The sequence below is a fragment of the Lentzea terrae genome (assembly GCF_003265345.1).
In the GTDB taxonomy this organism is placed as follows: Bacteria; Actinomycetota; Actinomycetes; order Mycobacteriales; family Pseudonocardiaceae; genus Lentzea; species Lentzea terrae.
The window spans coordinates 475,324-489,668 of sequence record NZ_QFWW01000020.1 but is presented as its reverse complement, the minus strand read 5'-3'; the positions used below and the strand labels follow the sequence as shown (position 1 = coordinate 489,668).

Annotated in this window: 10 protein-coding genes; 5 read left to right on the top strand and 5 right to left on the bottom strand. The window is 68.3% G+C overall.

Features of this window, described 5'->3' with window-relative positions; genetic code table 11:
- The first annotated feature begins 64 nt into the window (after positions 1–64).
- From DI276_RS24205 to DI276_RS24190, 4 genes are all read left to right on the top strand, one after another.
- Positions 65–919, top strand: coding sequence for a hypothetical protein (locus DI276_RS24205; RefSeq protein ID WP_112267077.1), 855 nt, complete (start codon positions 65–67; stop codon positions 917–919).
- A gap of 160 nt (positions 920–1,079) precedes the next feature.
- Positions 1,080–3,062, top strand: coding sequence for an RICIN domain-containing protein (locus DI276_RS24200; RefSeq protein ID WP_112267075.1), 1,983 nt, complete (start codon positions 1,080–1,082; stop codon positions 3,060–3,062).
- Positions 3,063–3,076: 14 nt separating this feature from the next.
- Positions 3,077–3,976 (top strand): cellulose binding domain-containing protein, encoded by a 900-nt coding sequence (locus tag DI276_RS24195; RefSeq protein ID WP_112267073.1) that lies wholly within the window; start codon positions 3,077–3,079, stop codon positions 3,974–3,976.
- 12 nt (positions 3,977–3,988) lie between these two features.
- On the top strand, positions 3,989–4,351 hold the full coding sequence (locus tag DI276_RS24190; protein WP_112267071.1) for an MmcQ/YjbR family DNA-binding protein: 363 nt from the start codon (positions 3,989–3,991) through the stop codon (positions 4,349–4,351).
- Positions 4,352–4,363: 12 nt separating this feature from the next.
- On the opposite strand, the gene DI276_RS24185 is transcribed toward DI276_RS24190, so the two are convergent.
- Both DI276_RS24185 and DI276_RS24180 read right to left on the bottom strand, forming a co-directional pair.
- Positions 4,364–6,565, bottom strand: coding sequence for an autotransporter-associated beta strand repeat-containing protein (locus DI276_RS24185; protein ID WP_232836870.1), 2,202 nt, complete (start codon positions 6,563–6,565; stop codon positions 4,364–4,366).
- A 162-nt stretch (positions 6,566–6,727) separates the two neighbouring features.
- Positions 6,728–7,288: a hypothetical protein gene (locus DI276_RS24180; RefSeq protein ID WP_112267069.1), complete on the bottom strand. Its 561-nt coding sequence runs from the start codon at positions 7,286–7,288 to the stop codon at positions 6,728–6,730.
- Between the two features lie 650 nt (positions 7,289–7,938).
- Here DI276_RS24180 and DI276_RS24175 point away from each other — a divergent pair.
- The gene (locus DI276_RS24175) at positions 7,939–11,895 is read left to right on the top strand and encodes a family 43 glycosylhydrolase (RefSeq protein ID WP_198680854.1); all 3,957 of its coding nucleotides are present in this window, start codon (positions 7,939–7,941) and stop codon (positions 11,893–11,895) included.
- Here the strand turns inward: DI276_RS24175 and DI276_RS24170 are convergent.
- From DI276_RS24170 to DI276_RS24160, 3 genes are all read right to left on the bottom strand, one after another.
- Positions 11,876–13,093, bottom strand: a complete 1,218-nt coding sequence (locus DI276_RS24170) for a glycosyltransferase (RefSeq protein ID WP_112267687.1) — start codon at positions 13,091–13,093, stop codon at positions 11,876–11,878. The two genes, DI276_RS24175 and DI276_RS24170, sit on opposite strands and share 20 nt — an antisense overlap.
- Positions 13,094–13,228: 135 nt before the next feature.
- Complete coding sequence (locus DI276_RS24165; protein ID WP_112267065.1) at positions 13,229–13,630, bottom strand: nuclear transport factor 2 family protein; 402 nt, start codon at positions 13,628–13,630, stop codon at positions 13,229–13,231.
- On the bottom strand, positions 13,627–14,181 hold the full coding sequence (locus DI276_RS24160; RefSeq protein WP_112267063.1) for a hypothetical protein: 555 nt from the start codon (positions 14,179–14,181) through the stop codon (positions 13,627–13,629). The genes DI276_RS24165 and DI276_RS24160 overlap by 4 nt, the downstream gene beginning before the upstream one ends.
- Between the last annotated feature and the right edge of the window lie 164 nt (positions 14,182–14,345).

Here is a 14,345-nt window from a genome sequence, read left to right as displayed (position 1 = left end):
ACTGTCCCGGTCCGTATCCCGCTGTGCCGGCAGATATCGTCCACTGATTCGTGAGGGTTCGAACATGTCGAGAGCACATGCAAAACCAGAGCGACGCAAGCGGGTGCTCATTGCCGGAGTCGCCGTTGCTGCGACGCTGACCACCGGGACCGCGATCGCCGCGTTCGCCGCTGGCGGGGACAACGCCGCTGGTCAGTCCATCGCGTGCCCGCAGCCCGTCATCGGCGTGGCTGTTCCCGCTCAGGCGCAGGCAGAGGTCACACGTGAACTCGCCAATCTGGACAAGCAGATCGCCGAGGCGAACAACCGGTTGCGCACGTCCGCGGGTCAAGGCGGGCCGAACTTCGTGCAGAACGCAATTCTCGGGCCCCTGAAAGACAAGCGGGTCGCCGCGCTGAACCGGATCGAGACCGCGATCGGCCGTGCGGCCGCGAAGCCGGAAGGCCTGGAGCGATTCGCGACCTGCGGACTCGGCCAGGCACCCGCTGTCGCCCCGGCCCCGGCGCCGGCCAACGGCAACGCGAACGGGAACGGCAACGCGAACGGCAACGCGAACGGGAACGGCAACGCGAACGGGAACGGCAACGCGAACGGGAACGGGAACGCGAACGGGAACGGCAACGCGTCGGCGTCGGGGAAGACGATCGAGTGCCCGGTGCCGGTGGTGCAGAACGTGCCCGCCCAGGCCAAGGCCGAAGTGGACCGCAACCTGCAGCTCCTCGGCCAGCAACAGGCGGAGGCCAACGAGCGGCTGCGCACCTCGGCCGGTCAGGGTGGCCCGAACTTCGTGCAGAACGCGATCCTCGGGCCGTTGGAGGACAAGCGGATCGCGACGCTGAACCGGATCGAGACCGCGATCGGCCGCGTTGCCGCGAAGCCGGAAGGCTTGGAACGTTTCGCTACCTGCTCGCTCAAGTAACCCTCCTCGGGGTTGAGCGCCACAGGGCCCACCTCTCCTCGGGGTGAGCGTTCCAACGAGGGCCTGCCGAGCGGACGCGCCACCGCTCGGCAGGACCTTGACGCATCAGGTGGTCCTCGGTAGATGTTAGCGCGAACATCGCCCGTTCAACGGAGAACCGATGACCAGAATCCCTGCCTTTCTCGCCGCCACGGCGCTCACACTGTCCACAGTGGTCGCCAGCGGCGTGCCTGCCGTTGCCGCCGTGGAGTCGGTGACCGTGCGGCCGGATCCGACCTACCAGCAAGAGCCGTTCCAGGGCTGGGGCACGAGCCTGGTGTGGTTCGCGCACGCCACGGGCGGCTACCCGGACGAGATCCGCAACCAGCTCGCGGAGCTGCTGTTCGGTGAGGACGGACTGAACCTCAACATCGCCCGCTACAACATCGGCGGCGGCAACGCTCCTGACGTGCCGTCGTACCTGCGCGCGGGAGCTGCCGTGCCCGGCTGGTGGAAAGCGCCTTCCGGGACGAAGCGGACGGACACCGACTGGTGGAAGCCGAACGATCCTCGGTTCTTCGACGCCTCGGCGGACCCGAACCAGCGCTGGTGGGTCGACCGGATCAAGTCGCAGGTCACCAAGTGGGAGGCGTTCAGCAACTCGCCGCCGTGGTTCCAGACCGTCAGCGGCTACGTGTCGGGCGGTTTCGACGCGAACGCGGACCAGCTGCGCGAGGACCGGGTCAAGGACTTCGCCGCGTACCTGACGCAGGCGACCGCGGAGCTGGAACGTGCGCACGGCATCAAGTTCCAGACGCTCGACCCGTTCAACGAGCCGAACACGCCGTACTGGAAGACCACGCTCGGCCCGGACGGCAACCCCACCGGTGGCCGTCAGGAGGGCGCGCACATGAGCCCGGCGCTGCAGGCGAAGGTCGTGCCTGCCGTCGCGGACGCGTTGCGCGCCAAGCGGCTCAAGGCCGTCGTGTCCGCACCGGACGAGACCAACCCCGGCATCTTCGCCGACGACTGGGCCGGCTACCCGGCCTCGGTGCGCAACCAGGTCGGTCAGTTGAACGTGCACACCTACGGTCAAGATCGCCGCACGTCCGCCCGTGACATCGCCAAGGCGGCGGACAAGCCGTTGTGGATGAGCGAAGTCGACGGCTCGTGGGGCAACTCGCAGAACTTCACCGCCATGGACTCCGGCCTGGGCATCGCCGCCCGCGTCATCGACGACGTGCGCGAGCTCGAGCCGCGCGCCTGGCTGCTGTGGCAGGCGATCGAGGACTACGACAACATGAAGCCCGGCGGCGAGACGCCGAACGGCATGAACTGGGGCGTAATTCAGATCCCGTTCAACTGCGGCGCGCAGGACACGCTCGCGACCTGCCCCGCGCGCGTCAACACGAAGTTCCACACGCTGCGGAACTTCACCCACTACGTCAAGCCGGGCGACCGCATGGTCAAGGTCAACACGAAGTCCGACCTCGCCGCGGTGCGCAACACCGAGCTGAAGACGGTGGTGCACCTGAACCAGTCCGAGCAGCCGCAGGCCGTGACGCTGGACGTCTCGGCGTTCAGCTCGGTGCGTCCCAACGCCTCGGTGCGCCCGATCGTGACGGACATGTTCGGCGCGCTGGTCAAGGGCGCCGCGGTGAAGGTGAAGGACAAGAAGGCGACGCTGACCGTGCCGGCCAAGTCGGTGGTCACGTTCGACGTCTCCGGTGTCAGCGGGCTCGACCGGTCTGCGGCGCTGGGCGGCAACGTCCGGCTGACCGGCGCGCAGAGCGGCAAGAACCTCGCACCGTCCGGCACCACGCTGGTCCAGCGCACGGCCGACGCCGCCGCGAAGGACCAGGTGTGGCGACTGGAGCGGCGCACGGGCGGTTACGGCAACGATGTCCAGTTCTCGGTGGTGAACTCCGCCACGGGCCAGCGAATCGCCGCCGTGGACGGTAACGCGACGCTGATCTCCACCGACAGTCCGGCTGCCAGGTGGGTGTTGTCCTCCACCGGCGACGACAACTGGACGTTCGTCAACGCGGCCACCGGAGCACTGCTCGACGTGGTGGGCGAGTCGCGTGAGGACGGAGCCAGAATCGGTTTGTACCACGCGACTTCCGGTGCGAACCAGCGATGGACAGCTTCTTCGGTCAGGTAGTCGGGAGCGAGACGGTGGCGCGCAAGTACTTGCTGGTGATGTTGGTTCTGTTCACCGGAGCCTGCTCGGCTGATCCAGCCGCGCCGCCACCGTCCACTCGAACACCCTTGAAACCACCTTCGCTCATCAACGAGGTGGTGCCACCGCAGGACGTCCTCACGGTCGTGCGCGATGTGATCGACGCCCGCACGGTCGAACTCGCCGACGGCTCCCGAGTCCGCGTCGCCCAGCTGGCGCCGCCCGCCGAGTGCTGGGCCGCAGGCGCTCTGACGTTCGCGAGAACAACGTTGCTGGCCCGGTCCGTCCGCTTCACCGGTCTCACGCCCGGCGAAGTCCACCTGGTTCTGGAAGACGGCACCGACTACGCCGTGCTGGCCGTGCTGCAGGGCGCACTGCGACCGGAAGGCGTCGACGGCGGACCGCTGATCAACGCCCAGAACGAGGCGGCTGCGGCCAAGCGCGGTCTGTGGGGTCCGCCGTGCGACGGTTCCCCGACGTCGAAGCCCGCTCCCGGATCTCCGACAACACCTCCGCCGCCCCCGCCCGCACCTCCAGCTCCTCCTGCGCCGACGACCACTCCGCCCGCACCGGCGCGGTCGTGCGCCGTCTCGTACCGGATCACCGGGCAGTGGCAGGGCGGGTTCCAGGCTTATGCGACCGTGCGCAACACCGGTACCGAGTCGACCGCCGGCTGGACGTTGCGCTGGACTTTCTCGGGCGGTGAGACCGTTCGCGAGATGTGGAACGCGTCGGCGCGGCAGTCCGGTGCGACCGTCAACGCCGTGAACGCCGACTACAATCCGCAGATCGCACCCGGCGCCTCGGTCGAGGTCGGGTACAACGGCAACTCGCGCGGCCCCCACTCGGCGCCGAAGTCGTTCGCGCTCAACGGGGTGCAGTGCTCGGTCGAATAGGGGAGTGGGGGCATGACCGATCGCGCCGACGTGCCGCCGTGGGTGCTTGAAGCGCTTCGCGGAATTTGTGCCACGTTGCCGGAAAGCTACGAGGAACCCGCTTGGGTGGGAACTCGATGGCGCGTTCGTGGTCGCACCTTCGTGCACGTGTACACACGTCCGGACCAGGACACGGTGGTCATGACCTTTCGCGCTCAGCCGGAGGAGTTCGAGGCCTTGGTCGCCGGCGGTGCACCGTTCTGCCGCGGGCCGTGGGGCCACGACCTGGTCGCGATGACGGTCGAGCCCGATGCCGACTGGGCTGAGGTGAAAGAGCTGCTGACCGAGAGCTATCGCAAGTTCGCACCGAAGAAGCTGGTTCAGCTTCTTCGGTGAACGGCTGGGGACTCACTGGTTCCGTGACCGCCTGCGCAGCAGCAGCACAAGTGCGACCACGAGCACGAGCGCGCCGGCCGCCAAGAGCCACCACAACAGCTTGAGACTCGACCCGGACGCGGCCTGCTGCGTCGTGGCGTCCGGGCTGGTCGGGTCGCTCGTGAGGGCGACGTCGTTGCCGTCGCCGCCGCGGTACGTGAGCCGCAGGGCGCCGAGTGAGGCACCCTCCGGAAGGCCGTCGAAAGTACCGCTCACCTGGGCGGTTCCCAGGTTGTCGATGATCACGCCGGGGCCGTGTGCCGGGTCCGGTGCGAACGTGCCGGCGAGCGTCACCGCGCCGCTCACGCTCATCCGGGTCCCGGTCAGACGTGCGCCGGGACGCTGGGTGTAGTCGCCACGTACGGTCAGGCCGGAGGCGTCGACGGTGCCGGCGTTGTCCACCGGGCCCTCGACCGTGCCGGTGGCGCGCAGGGTGGCGGCAGGCTGCACGGTGAGACTCCGCGCCTGCACGGACCCGCCCAGTGCCAGGGTTCCCTCCCCGACCGTCCACGGGCTGTCCGGGGTGGCGTGCGCGCCGGTCAGGGTGAGCGTTTCGGCGCCGGTCTTGGTGATTCCTCCGGTGGCGGTCAGAGCGCCACCGAACGTCGTCGCGTTCGTGGCGTGGACGGTCAGCGTGCCGCCCCCTGCCACCGTGCTGCCTTCGGCGCCGGAGAGGTTGTTCACCGTCTGGTCACCGGCCCTGGTGAGGTCCAGCCTCGTGCCCGCGGCGGGCAGGTCGACCGCGTTGCTCGCGGCGAGGGCACCCCCGGTGACCGCGAGCGTGCCCGCTTTCACCGTGGTCCTGCCCGTGTAGGTGAGGTCGCCGGTCAGGGTGGTGGTGGCCGGGCCGGCCTGGGTCACCGAACCGCTGCCGCTGATCCTGGAGAGTTCGACGCCCCTGGTGGCGTTCTGCACGATCAGCTCGCCGTCGTCGACGATCTTGCCGGTCCGCAGCAGCGCACTGTCACCCTGCGGGCTTCCGTCACCCAGGCGCAGCGACGCACCGGCACCGATCGTCGTGTTGCCGTCGTAGTTCTGCGGCGCGGTGAAGGTGACCGCGTTGCCGCGAGTCGGCGCGATGACGACGTCGCCGCGGCCGACGTCCGCCATCGTGTCGTGGAACTTGCCGCCGGAGATGGGCGCGTCCAGGGTGACCGGACCGTTGTAGTCGAACTTCAGCACGCTGCGAGTGCCGTTGCGTTCCGCGTGCATGTTGATGTACACGGTGTTTTCGTTGCCTGGCAGGAAGAACCGGTTGTGCGTGCCGTCGCCCCAGGTCACCGTGGCGCCCTCGATGTTGATGCCGCGCTTGTTGTCGCGGTGCGGCACGGTGGCGAAGTTCCTGGACGGGTTGCTGAGCGCGGGATCGGTGTCGGATCCGTTGTCCGACCAGCTGTACACGCCCGACATCCGCACCACGCCGGAGCCCCAGGTGTGGAAGTTGATGTCGTTTCCGTAGAACTGCGAGTAGATGTCGGCGGCGTTGGTGACCACTTCGGCGTCGGGGGCGTTGTGGATGAACGAGCCCTGGTTCACCACCTTGCGCACCTTCGGCATGGCGGTGAGGTAGTGCAGGCTGCCATAGTCCGCACCGGTGCCGACGTAAAGCGTGCCCGCGAACGGGTGCGTGCCCGGCAGATCGATGCCGGGCCAGGTGCCCCTCCGTTGCTTGACGAGGCCGGACCCGCTGATGACGCCCAGGTTCACCCGCCGGTGCAGAGCCAGGTCCAGGGTGCCGTCGACCTGGTGGTTGAGCGTGTTCAGCGACACCTCGGGCGCCTGCGTGACGTGCCCGATGAAGCCGTCGCCGCCCGAGCCGCTGCCGTACTGCAGCGTCGCGCCGCGTTGCACGATCACGGCGGGCGGGTCGGGGTTCTGGATCGTCGTCACCGGATGGTTGCCGCCCACGGTGACGACCTTCTGCCGGCGGCGGTTGGCCGGCAGGGCGAAGTCGCTGTTCTTCACCAGCACCAAGGTGCCTGTTCCGCCGACGGTGAAGACTCCCTCACCGGTGATCACGCCCGTGTAGGTGGTGACGCCGCCGGTGAGCCGCACGACAGCGTCGCCGTTCAGGGTGACGTTCCGATTCGCCTGGATGTCGGCGGTGACGTCCCTGCCACCGGGTTGTGCGACCGCGGCCGGCGAGCCGAGGACCGCGAGCAGGATCGCGGTCACCGCAACCGAGCAACCATCACGCCGTGCGCGCACGAGTTCGACTCCAGGATGTTAACGATCACATTTTGGGCGCGCCAAGTGTTCGTGGTCGCCACGGCGATGTCAACGCATCATCGAGCACCCGTTCCTGGGATGGGCGCGGGACGAGCCCGCGCCCATCCGTCAGGCCACCCGGATCTCGTGCCACAGGTGCAGCGCTTCCCGCGCCGTACCGGAGTTGAACGTGTCCGTGGACGCGATCACCTTGAAGGTGGGGAACTTCCCGTCCGTCACCTCGCCGGTGTTCTTGAGCTTGCGGTGCGTCGTGGCGTTCTCCCAGAACCAGTAGAGCTTGCCGCCGACGTGTTTGAGGCCCGTGGTCTGCCACACCTGTCTGGTGGTCGACCCCGGCGCCGTCTCGCAGGTGACCTCCTTGACCTGCGCGTTGGCGCCGGCGTCGGAGATGCACTTCTGGGTGGCGACGTTCTTCAGCTGCCACCCGAACGCGGTTCCCCCGCCCGGCAACGTGATGGTGCGTTCTGTCGCATGCCATCGCTGCAGGCCGTCGGCCGCGTTGGGTGGTGCCGCCACCACGAGCCCGGACAGGTTCGAGGCGAGGCTGCTGTTGAGGTTGAGGCTGGTCTCGGTGTACTGCGCCGGTGCCGCCGACGCGGTGTTCGCGAGGCCCAGCACGGCCGCTGCGGCGAGTCCGGCCACCGCGGCGATCTTCTTCGTTGCGACCACTTCAGATCTCCCGTTGGTTGGGTTGGGCCTCCATGCCACCAACCGCGGGGTGCTCGCCTCCATGCGTACTTGTGCGTACTCGTGTCCGCGACCGACGCTGAGCTGTCCGTTTCGGTTTCACCACCGACGGATCGGTCTGCCACCCCACTGGCACAGCGCCTGCTGCCGTCGGCTGATCAGGCGAACCGGGACTGTCCTGTTTGGACGCCGCCAGGTGTGCTGGTGTGGAGCGGTCGTCCGCCGGTTGCCCGGCAACGTCTTGACTGCGGCCTCGAAGTGAGGTCATCATCTGGAGCGATTTCCACGGCCCGACGCGAGCGGCGTGCTCACCGCGAAACGGGTCCGGACGGTGTCCAGGCATCTGCCTGGTAACGCAATGACGCGAAGGAGACACTGTGTCCGGCCATCTCTCGAAGGTGAATGTTAGCGCTAACATCTGTGGGCCGGTTCTGGTGCGGCCAGGTCGTGGCGAGATCAGCTGATTTCGCGATCATGGCTGCTCAATGCCTTGAGCTGGCGTCCGACACTCGCCTTTGCGCACGTCCTGTTAGCGCTCACTTCAGTTGGCCTCGCGGAGGGCTGGAATGCGTTCGATTCGTTCGTTGACCTGGCGTCGGAAGTTGACGGCGGGTCTCGGTGTCCTGGCTCTGGTGGCATCGACAGCGAGTTTCCCACCGGCCGCCGTTGCGGCATCGACGCTCGACCAGGGACTGGTCGTTCGTTACGACCTCGCCCAGAGCTCCGGCACGACGGCGATCGACACCTCCGGCAACGGCCGGAACGGAACGCTCAGCGGTGATGCCGCGTGGCAGGGCGATGCGCTGAGCCTCGGCGGCTCGAACGGGCACGTCCGCTTGCCCGACAACGTGCTGCGCGGGCTCACGGACGTCACGGTGTCCGTGCAGGTGAACGTCGCCGCGGACCAGGGCACGCCCTATTTCGTCTGGGGCCTCGGAAACACGCTGAACGGTGCCGGCAACGGCTACCTGTTCACCACCGGCGACGGGTACCGCACGTCGATCGCGAGCGGCAACTGGTCGACGGAGCAGACGGTTTCCGCAGGGCGCAACCTCGCGCGGGGGAGTTGGCGCACGCTCACATACGCGCTCAGCGGCGGTGTCGCCGTGCTGTACGAGGACGGCATCGAGGTGGGCCGCAAGACCGACGTGACGATCACCCCGGGGTCGATCGGCGGCGGCACCACCACGGCCAACTACCTGGGCCGCTCGGTGTACACCGCGGACAGGTACCTCAAGGGGCAGGTGCGCGACTTCCGCATCTACGACCGCGCCGTGAGCGCGGCGGAGGCCCGCCTGCTCGGGGAGCGCACGGCGGCCGGCCGGGCCGCGGCCGATGCCGCAGCACTCGACCTCGGTGACACGTCCGCCGTGACGGAGAACCTCGTGCTGCCGGCCAAGGCGGCGGGCGGCTCGACGATCACCTGGTCGTCCAGCAACCCGGCCGTGGTGTCGGCGACCGGTGTGGTCACGCGGCCGGCGCCGGGCGCGGCCAACGCGACCGCGACGCTGACGGCGACCGTCTCGTACGCCGGCTTCACCGCCACGCGCACGTTCACAATCACGGTGCTCAAGGACATCACCGATCGGCAGAAGGTCCGGGACGCGCTGCGGGACATCGTGATCTGGGACCAGAACGCGGTGCGCGGCAACATCACGCTGCCGGCGAAGGGGGCCCGCGACGTCACGTTCACCTGGCGCAGCGACGACAAGAGCGTCGTCTCCGCGTCCGGTGTGGTGACCCGGCCGCCGCACGGTGCCAAGCCGCGCAAGGCACATCTGAGCGTCCGCGCGACCAAGGGGAAGGTCAGCGAGGTCCGCAACTTCATCCTCACCGTGCTGCCGCTGCCGAAACCGGAAGCGCGCGAGGGCTACATGTTCGCGTACTTCACCGGCGAGGCCACACAGGACACCGAACAGGTGCACTTCGCGGTCAGCCGTGGCAACGACCCGCTGCACTGGGACGAGCTCAACGGCGGGCGGCCCGTCCTGAAGTCGCAGTACGGTGAGACCGGCGTGCGCGACCCGTTCATCATCCGCAGCCCGGAGGGTGACAAGTTCTACCTCATCGCGACCGACCTGCAGATCAACGACGGCCGTGGCTGGGGCGCGGCCCAGCGGCAGGGCAGCAAGTACCTGGAGATCTGGGAGTCCACGGACCTCGTCAACTGGTCGGCCCAGCGGCACGTCCGGGTCTCGCCCGACACCGCCGGCATGACGTGGGCGCCCGAAGCGACCTACGACCCCGCCATCGGCGCCTACGTCGTCTACTGGGCCACAAGTCCGTACGCGGCCGACGACCCCGACCACACCGGGCCGACTTACCCGCGAATGATGTACTCGACCACCCGCGACTTCCGGACGTTCTCGGAACCGAAGGTGTGGAACGACCCCGGCCAGGGCGTCATCGACTCGACGGTCATCAAGGACGGCGACTACTACTACCGCCTCACCACCGACGAGAAGGTCATCGGTTCGTGCACCCGCGACATCGTGCTCGAGCGCTCGAAGGATCTGCGTGCCGTGGACCTGCCTTCGACCAAGCCGCGCAACTGGGAGCTGGTCGACGACTGCATCCGCACCGGTCTCGGCACCGACTGGGTCGAGGGCCCGACCGTGTTCAAGTCCAACGACGGCAAGAAGTTCTACGCCTTCATGGACGAGACCCCGCGGCGCGGCTACATCCCGTTCGTCACCGACTCCCTGGAAAACCCGAACTGGCAGATCCCGGCGGACTACCAGCTGCCGGCCCGCCCGCGCCACGGCACGGTTCTCCCGGTCACGAAGGCCGAGCTCGACCGGTTGCGTCAGGGCCCGTCACCGGCAACTGCCAACAAGAAGGGCGTCATCGCCGACTACGACCTCACCGCGGGCTCGGGCACGACGGTCGCGGACCGCTCCGGAAACGGCCGCGACGCCGTGCTCCACGGTGGTGTCACCCGCTCGTCGGACGGCCTCGCCTTCGGCGGCACCGATGGCTACGTGCACCTGCCGAACAACCTCATGACGGGGCTCGACGCGATCACCGTGTCGGCACGGGTGTGGGTCGATCCCGGCCAGCAGACGCCGTACTTCCTGTTCAACCTCGGCAACAGCACGAACAACGCCGGTGACGGCTATCTGTTCGCCAGCGGGGACAGCTACCGGGCTGCCATCGCGGCCGGCAACTGGTCGACCGAGCAGAACGTCAACAGCGGGCGCAACCTCGCCCGCGGCACCTGGCACACGCTGACGTACACGCTGGCCGGCGGGAAGGCGCGGCTGTACGACAACGGGGTCGAGGTGGCCCGTGCGGACAACGTGACGACGAAGCCGGGCGACCTGGGCGGCGGCATCACGACGTCGAACTACATCGGCCGCTCCGCCTACGCTGCGGACAAGTTCTTCAACGGCAAGATGCGCGGCTTCACCGTGTGGAACCGCGGCCTGACCACGTCGGAAGTGCTGGCGTTGCCGGGCAACGAGACGGCCGTCGCATCGGTGGAGCTCGACGCGCTCAAGGTTCCGGCGATCGTCGACAGCCAGGCGGGAACCATCGTCCTGCCCGTCAAGCCCGGCACGGACCTGCGCCGCCTCGCGCCCCGGCTCGTGGTCGCGGACGGAGCGAAGGTGTCGCCGCGCAACGGGTCCAAACAGGACTTCCGCAAACCGGTGACCTACACCGTCACCGGAGCCGACCGGAGCAAGCGCACCTGGACCGTGCGTGCGGAGGTCATGAACAGCCCGGTACTTCCCGGCCTCAACGCGGATCCGAACATCGTCCGGTTCGGCGACACCTACTACATCTACGCCACGACCGACGGCTTTCCCGGCTGGTCGAGCACGTCGTTCGACGCGTGGTCGAGCAAGGACCTCGTGAACTGGACGAAGCACGAGAAGATCCTGGACCTCGGGCCGGGGGTGTCGTGGGCGGACAGCCGGGCCTGGGCGCCGGCCATCGCGGAGAAGAACGGCAAGTACTACTTCTACTTCTGCGCCGACGCCAAGATCGGTGTGGCGGTCGCGGACTCGCCCACCGGCCCGTTCACCGACGTGCTCGGCAAACCCCTGATCGCGACGAACCCCAACGGCGGTCAGGCCATCGACCCGGCCGTCTTCACCGACGACGACGGCCGGAGCTACCTGTACTGGGGCAACGGGAACGCCTACGTGGTGCCGTTGAACGCGGACATGACGTCGTTCGACGCCACGAAGATCAAGCACATCACCGGTCTGGACGGCTTCCGCGAGGGGCTGTTCCTGACCAAGCGCGCCGGTGCGTACCACCTCACCTGGTCGATCGACGACACCGGCAGCGAGAACTACCGCGTCGGCTACGCCACGGTGACCGGACCCATGGCCGACGGCCTGGTGAACCGCGGTGTCGTGCTGGAGAAGGACCCGTCGCTCGGCATCCTCGGCACCGGGCACCACAGCATCGTCCAGGTGCCCGGAACCGACGACTGGTACATCGCCTACCACCGGTTCCGGGTCCCCGGCGGTGACGGCACGCACCGGGAGGTGACCATCGACCGCCTGCGCTTCAACGCCGACGGCACCATGGCCAAGGTCGTGCCCACCCTGGGCAGCGTCACCCCTCTGAAGAACTGACGTTGTGCATGAAGGGTCCCTTCGTCGACCTGTGGTGGATGAAGGGACCCTTCGTCGTTGGCGGCTTTTGCGCACCGGCCCGCGTGTAGGCGCGCAGAACGTCTTCGGCCACGCGGCTCCAGGAGTACCGCGCGGTGACGCGGTCCCGGCCCGCCACCGCGAGCTGGCTGCGCAGCGTGTCGTCCAGCAGGAGCGAGCGCAACGCCCGAGACAGGCTTTCCGGTTCTCCCGGCGGCACCAGCAGACCTGTCACACCGTTCACGACGACATCGGCCAGCGCACCGACCGCAGTGGCGACGATCGGAGCACCGCACGCCATCGCCTCGAGTGCGACCGCACCGGAGGGCTCGTGCGACGGTGCGCAGACGACGGCGTCGGCCGATCGCAACAGCGCGGGCATCGCCGAGTGCGCCACCGCGCCGACGAACACGACCCTGTCTCCGACACCGAGGCGCTCGGCGTGTTCCCGCAGCTGCGCCGGATGATCGGCCAGTCGTCCAGCGATCACCAGCTCGGCATCGTCGAGACCGGAGAACGCCGTGATGAAGGCCTTGATGTCCCGATGCGGCAGCAGCGACGCCGTGGTGACCACGCGGTACAGCCGGCCGCGTCCTGCCGCGGCACCTTCGGGGGTGAACCGGTCGATGTCCACGCCGCTGGACACGACGGAGATCTTCGCCCGGTCGACTCCTGCCCTGATCAGCTCGGCCATCTCGGCGGAGCTGGCCGCCGCGATGTGCGCGGCCTCTTTCCCGACGAGCACCTCGATCCGGCCGCGCTCGTCCCGTCCGGCGTCACTGCCCCGACGACGTTGCCCGACCGCCGCCAGCGAGTGGAACGTCTGCACCACCGGAACGCGAACCCGCCGCCCACCGAGGACGCTGACCATGCCGGACATCCACCCGTGCCCGTGCACCACGTCCGGCGGCGACGCGGCCCACTCCTGCAGCAGGAACGAGATGAAGGCGCCGGTGTGGGACAACGGGTCCGCGAGCGGCGTCGCCGGCCCGGCGGGGACGTGCACGACCTCGTAGCCGCGATCCGTGCGCACCCGGCTGGGCACGTCCGGGTCGTCCCTGCGGGTGTACACCGTCACGTCGTGGCCATGTCGGCTCAAGGCGGACGAGAGGCCGGCGATGTGCGGACCCCGTGCTTCGTCCAGGAGGCTCGGGTGTGCGGACACCATCGCGATCTTCATGATCACTCCAGCTGATGAAGGTGCGGCAAGCTCGTTGCGAGCTGCTTCGTCAACTCGGAGTTACCGGTCGCTGCTGTGGATGACGCGGATACCCTGGTCGAACCTGTCGGAAACCCCGGTGGCACTCGCGCTGGGTCAGGGTGCGGCCGACGGAAGGTCCATGACGCCGGTGGCTTGCGACCAGGCACAACGCCACGTGCCGCCGGCATTGGTGTAGACGTCGGTGTGCCAGGCCTCGTGCCGCGGGATGTCCGCGCCGTCGACGGTGAGTTCGATGAAACACCGGTAGCGGAGGACGACGACGTCGGTGCCGACGATGGCGTCCACGTCGCCGGTCAGCTCCAGTTCCCGGTAGGCGACCCGCCCGGTGGTGAGGAGATCCAGGTATTCGGCCTTCGTCCACACGGTGCCGGTCGGGTTGCACAACCGGTACTCCTCGGTGTGCAAGCGGTCGAAGGTGCCGCGATCCACGTCGAGGAGACATCGGATCCGATCCTGCTCAGCCTTGATCACTTGGCTGGCCACGTCGTCGGTCACACCCGCTCCTGTTCGTCCTCGTCCTCGTCCTCGTCGTCGGGCAGCGGGCCCGTCAGCCACATTCGGATCCGATACCGTTCGAAACCGCCCGGTTGTGCCTCGACGAGGGCGAATACGCGGCCGGTGATGTCCTCGTGCTCAAGGACGTCCTGCCGCGCCGCAAGAGCCTGTTCGCGCGCCTGGTGGACGACGCTGAGCGCATAGATTCCCGGGCCCGCCGGCAGGTTCGTTTCGGTCGCCTCGCCAGTGGGGGAGCCGATCACGAGCAGGCCGGTCGGGCATTCGAGCTCGAAGACCTGTGGCGTCGACCAGTCCGGTTCATCGGTTTCCGCGGGTTGCGAGGACCACGCCTCGAGCCGTACCGACACCGGCAGGAGGTCCTGTGCGCAGCTGATGACCAGCTCGTAATCGGTTGAGGCCACCACGGCCGTGCCGGCTCGAACGATCGCCTCGTCAACACCCACGCCGGCGTCGCAGTCCTGATCCCGGACGGTGATCAGCCGATAGCTGGGCACGGTGATCAGCTCGTGCTGACCGAGCAGTTCCGGCACCGCGTCTCCTCGTCGCCCACCCGGCTCGGGCTTGTCCGGACATTCCGCGGAAAGTCCGGACAAGCCCGTGTTCGCCGAAGAGCCTAGTGGCGTGGCCCAGAACGTTGCCAGGCGAATTCGCGGTCAGACGGGTGCATCGTGCCGCGAGGTGCCCTGCTGAGCGT

Bases quoted from the DNA above. Each gene is read 5' to 3' on its own strand.
- DI276_RS24205 (WP_112267077.1), top strand. From the start codon at position 65: ATGTCGAGAGCACATGCAAAACCAGAGCGACGCAAGCGGGTGCTCATT.
- DI276_RS24200 (WP_112267075.1), top strand. From the start codon at position 1,080: ATGACCAGAATCCCTGCCTTTCTCGCCGCCACGGCGCTCACACTGTCC.
- DI276_RS24190 (WP_112267071.1), top strand. From the start codon at position 3,989: ATGACCGATCGCGCCGACGTGCCGCCGTGGGTGCTTGAAGCGCTTCGC.
- DI276_RS24170 (WP_112267687.1), bottom strand. From the start codon at position 13,093: ATGAAGATCGCGATGGTGTCCGCACACCCGAGCCTCCTGGACGAAGCA.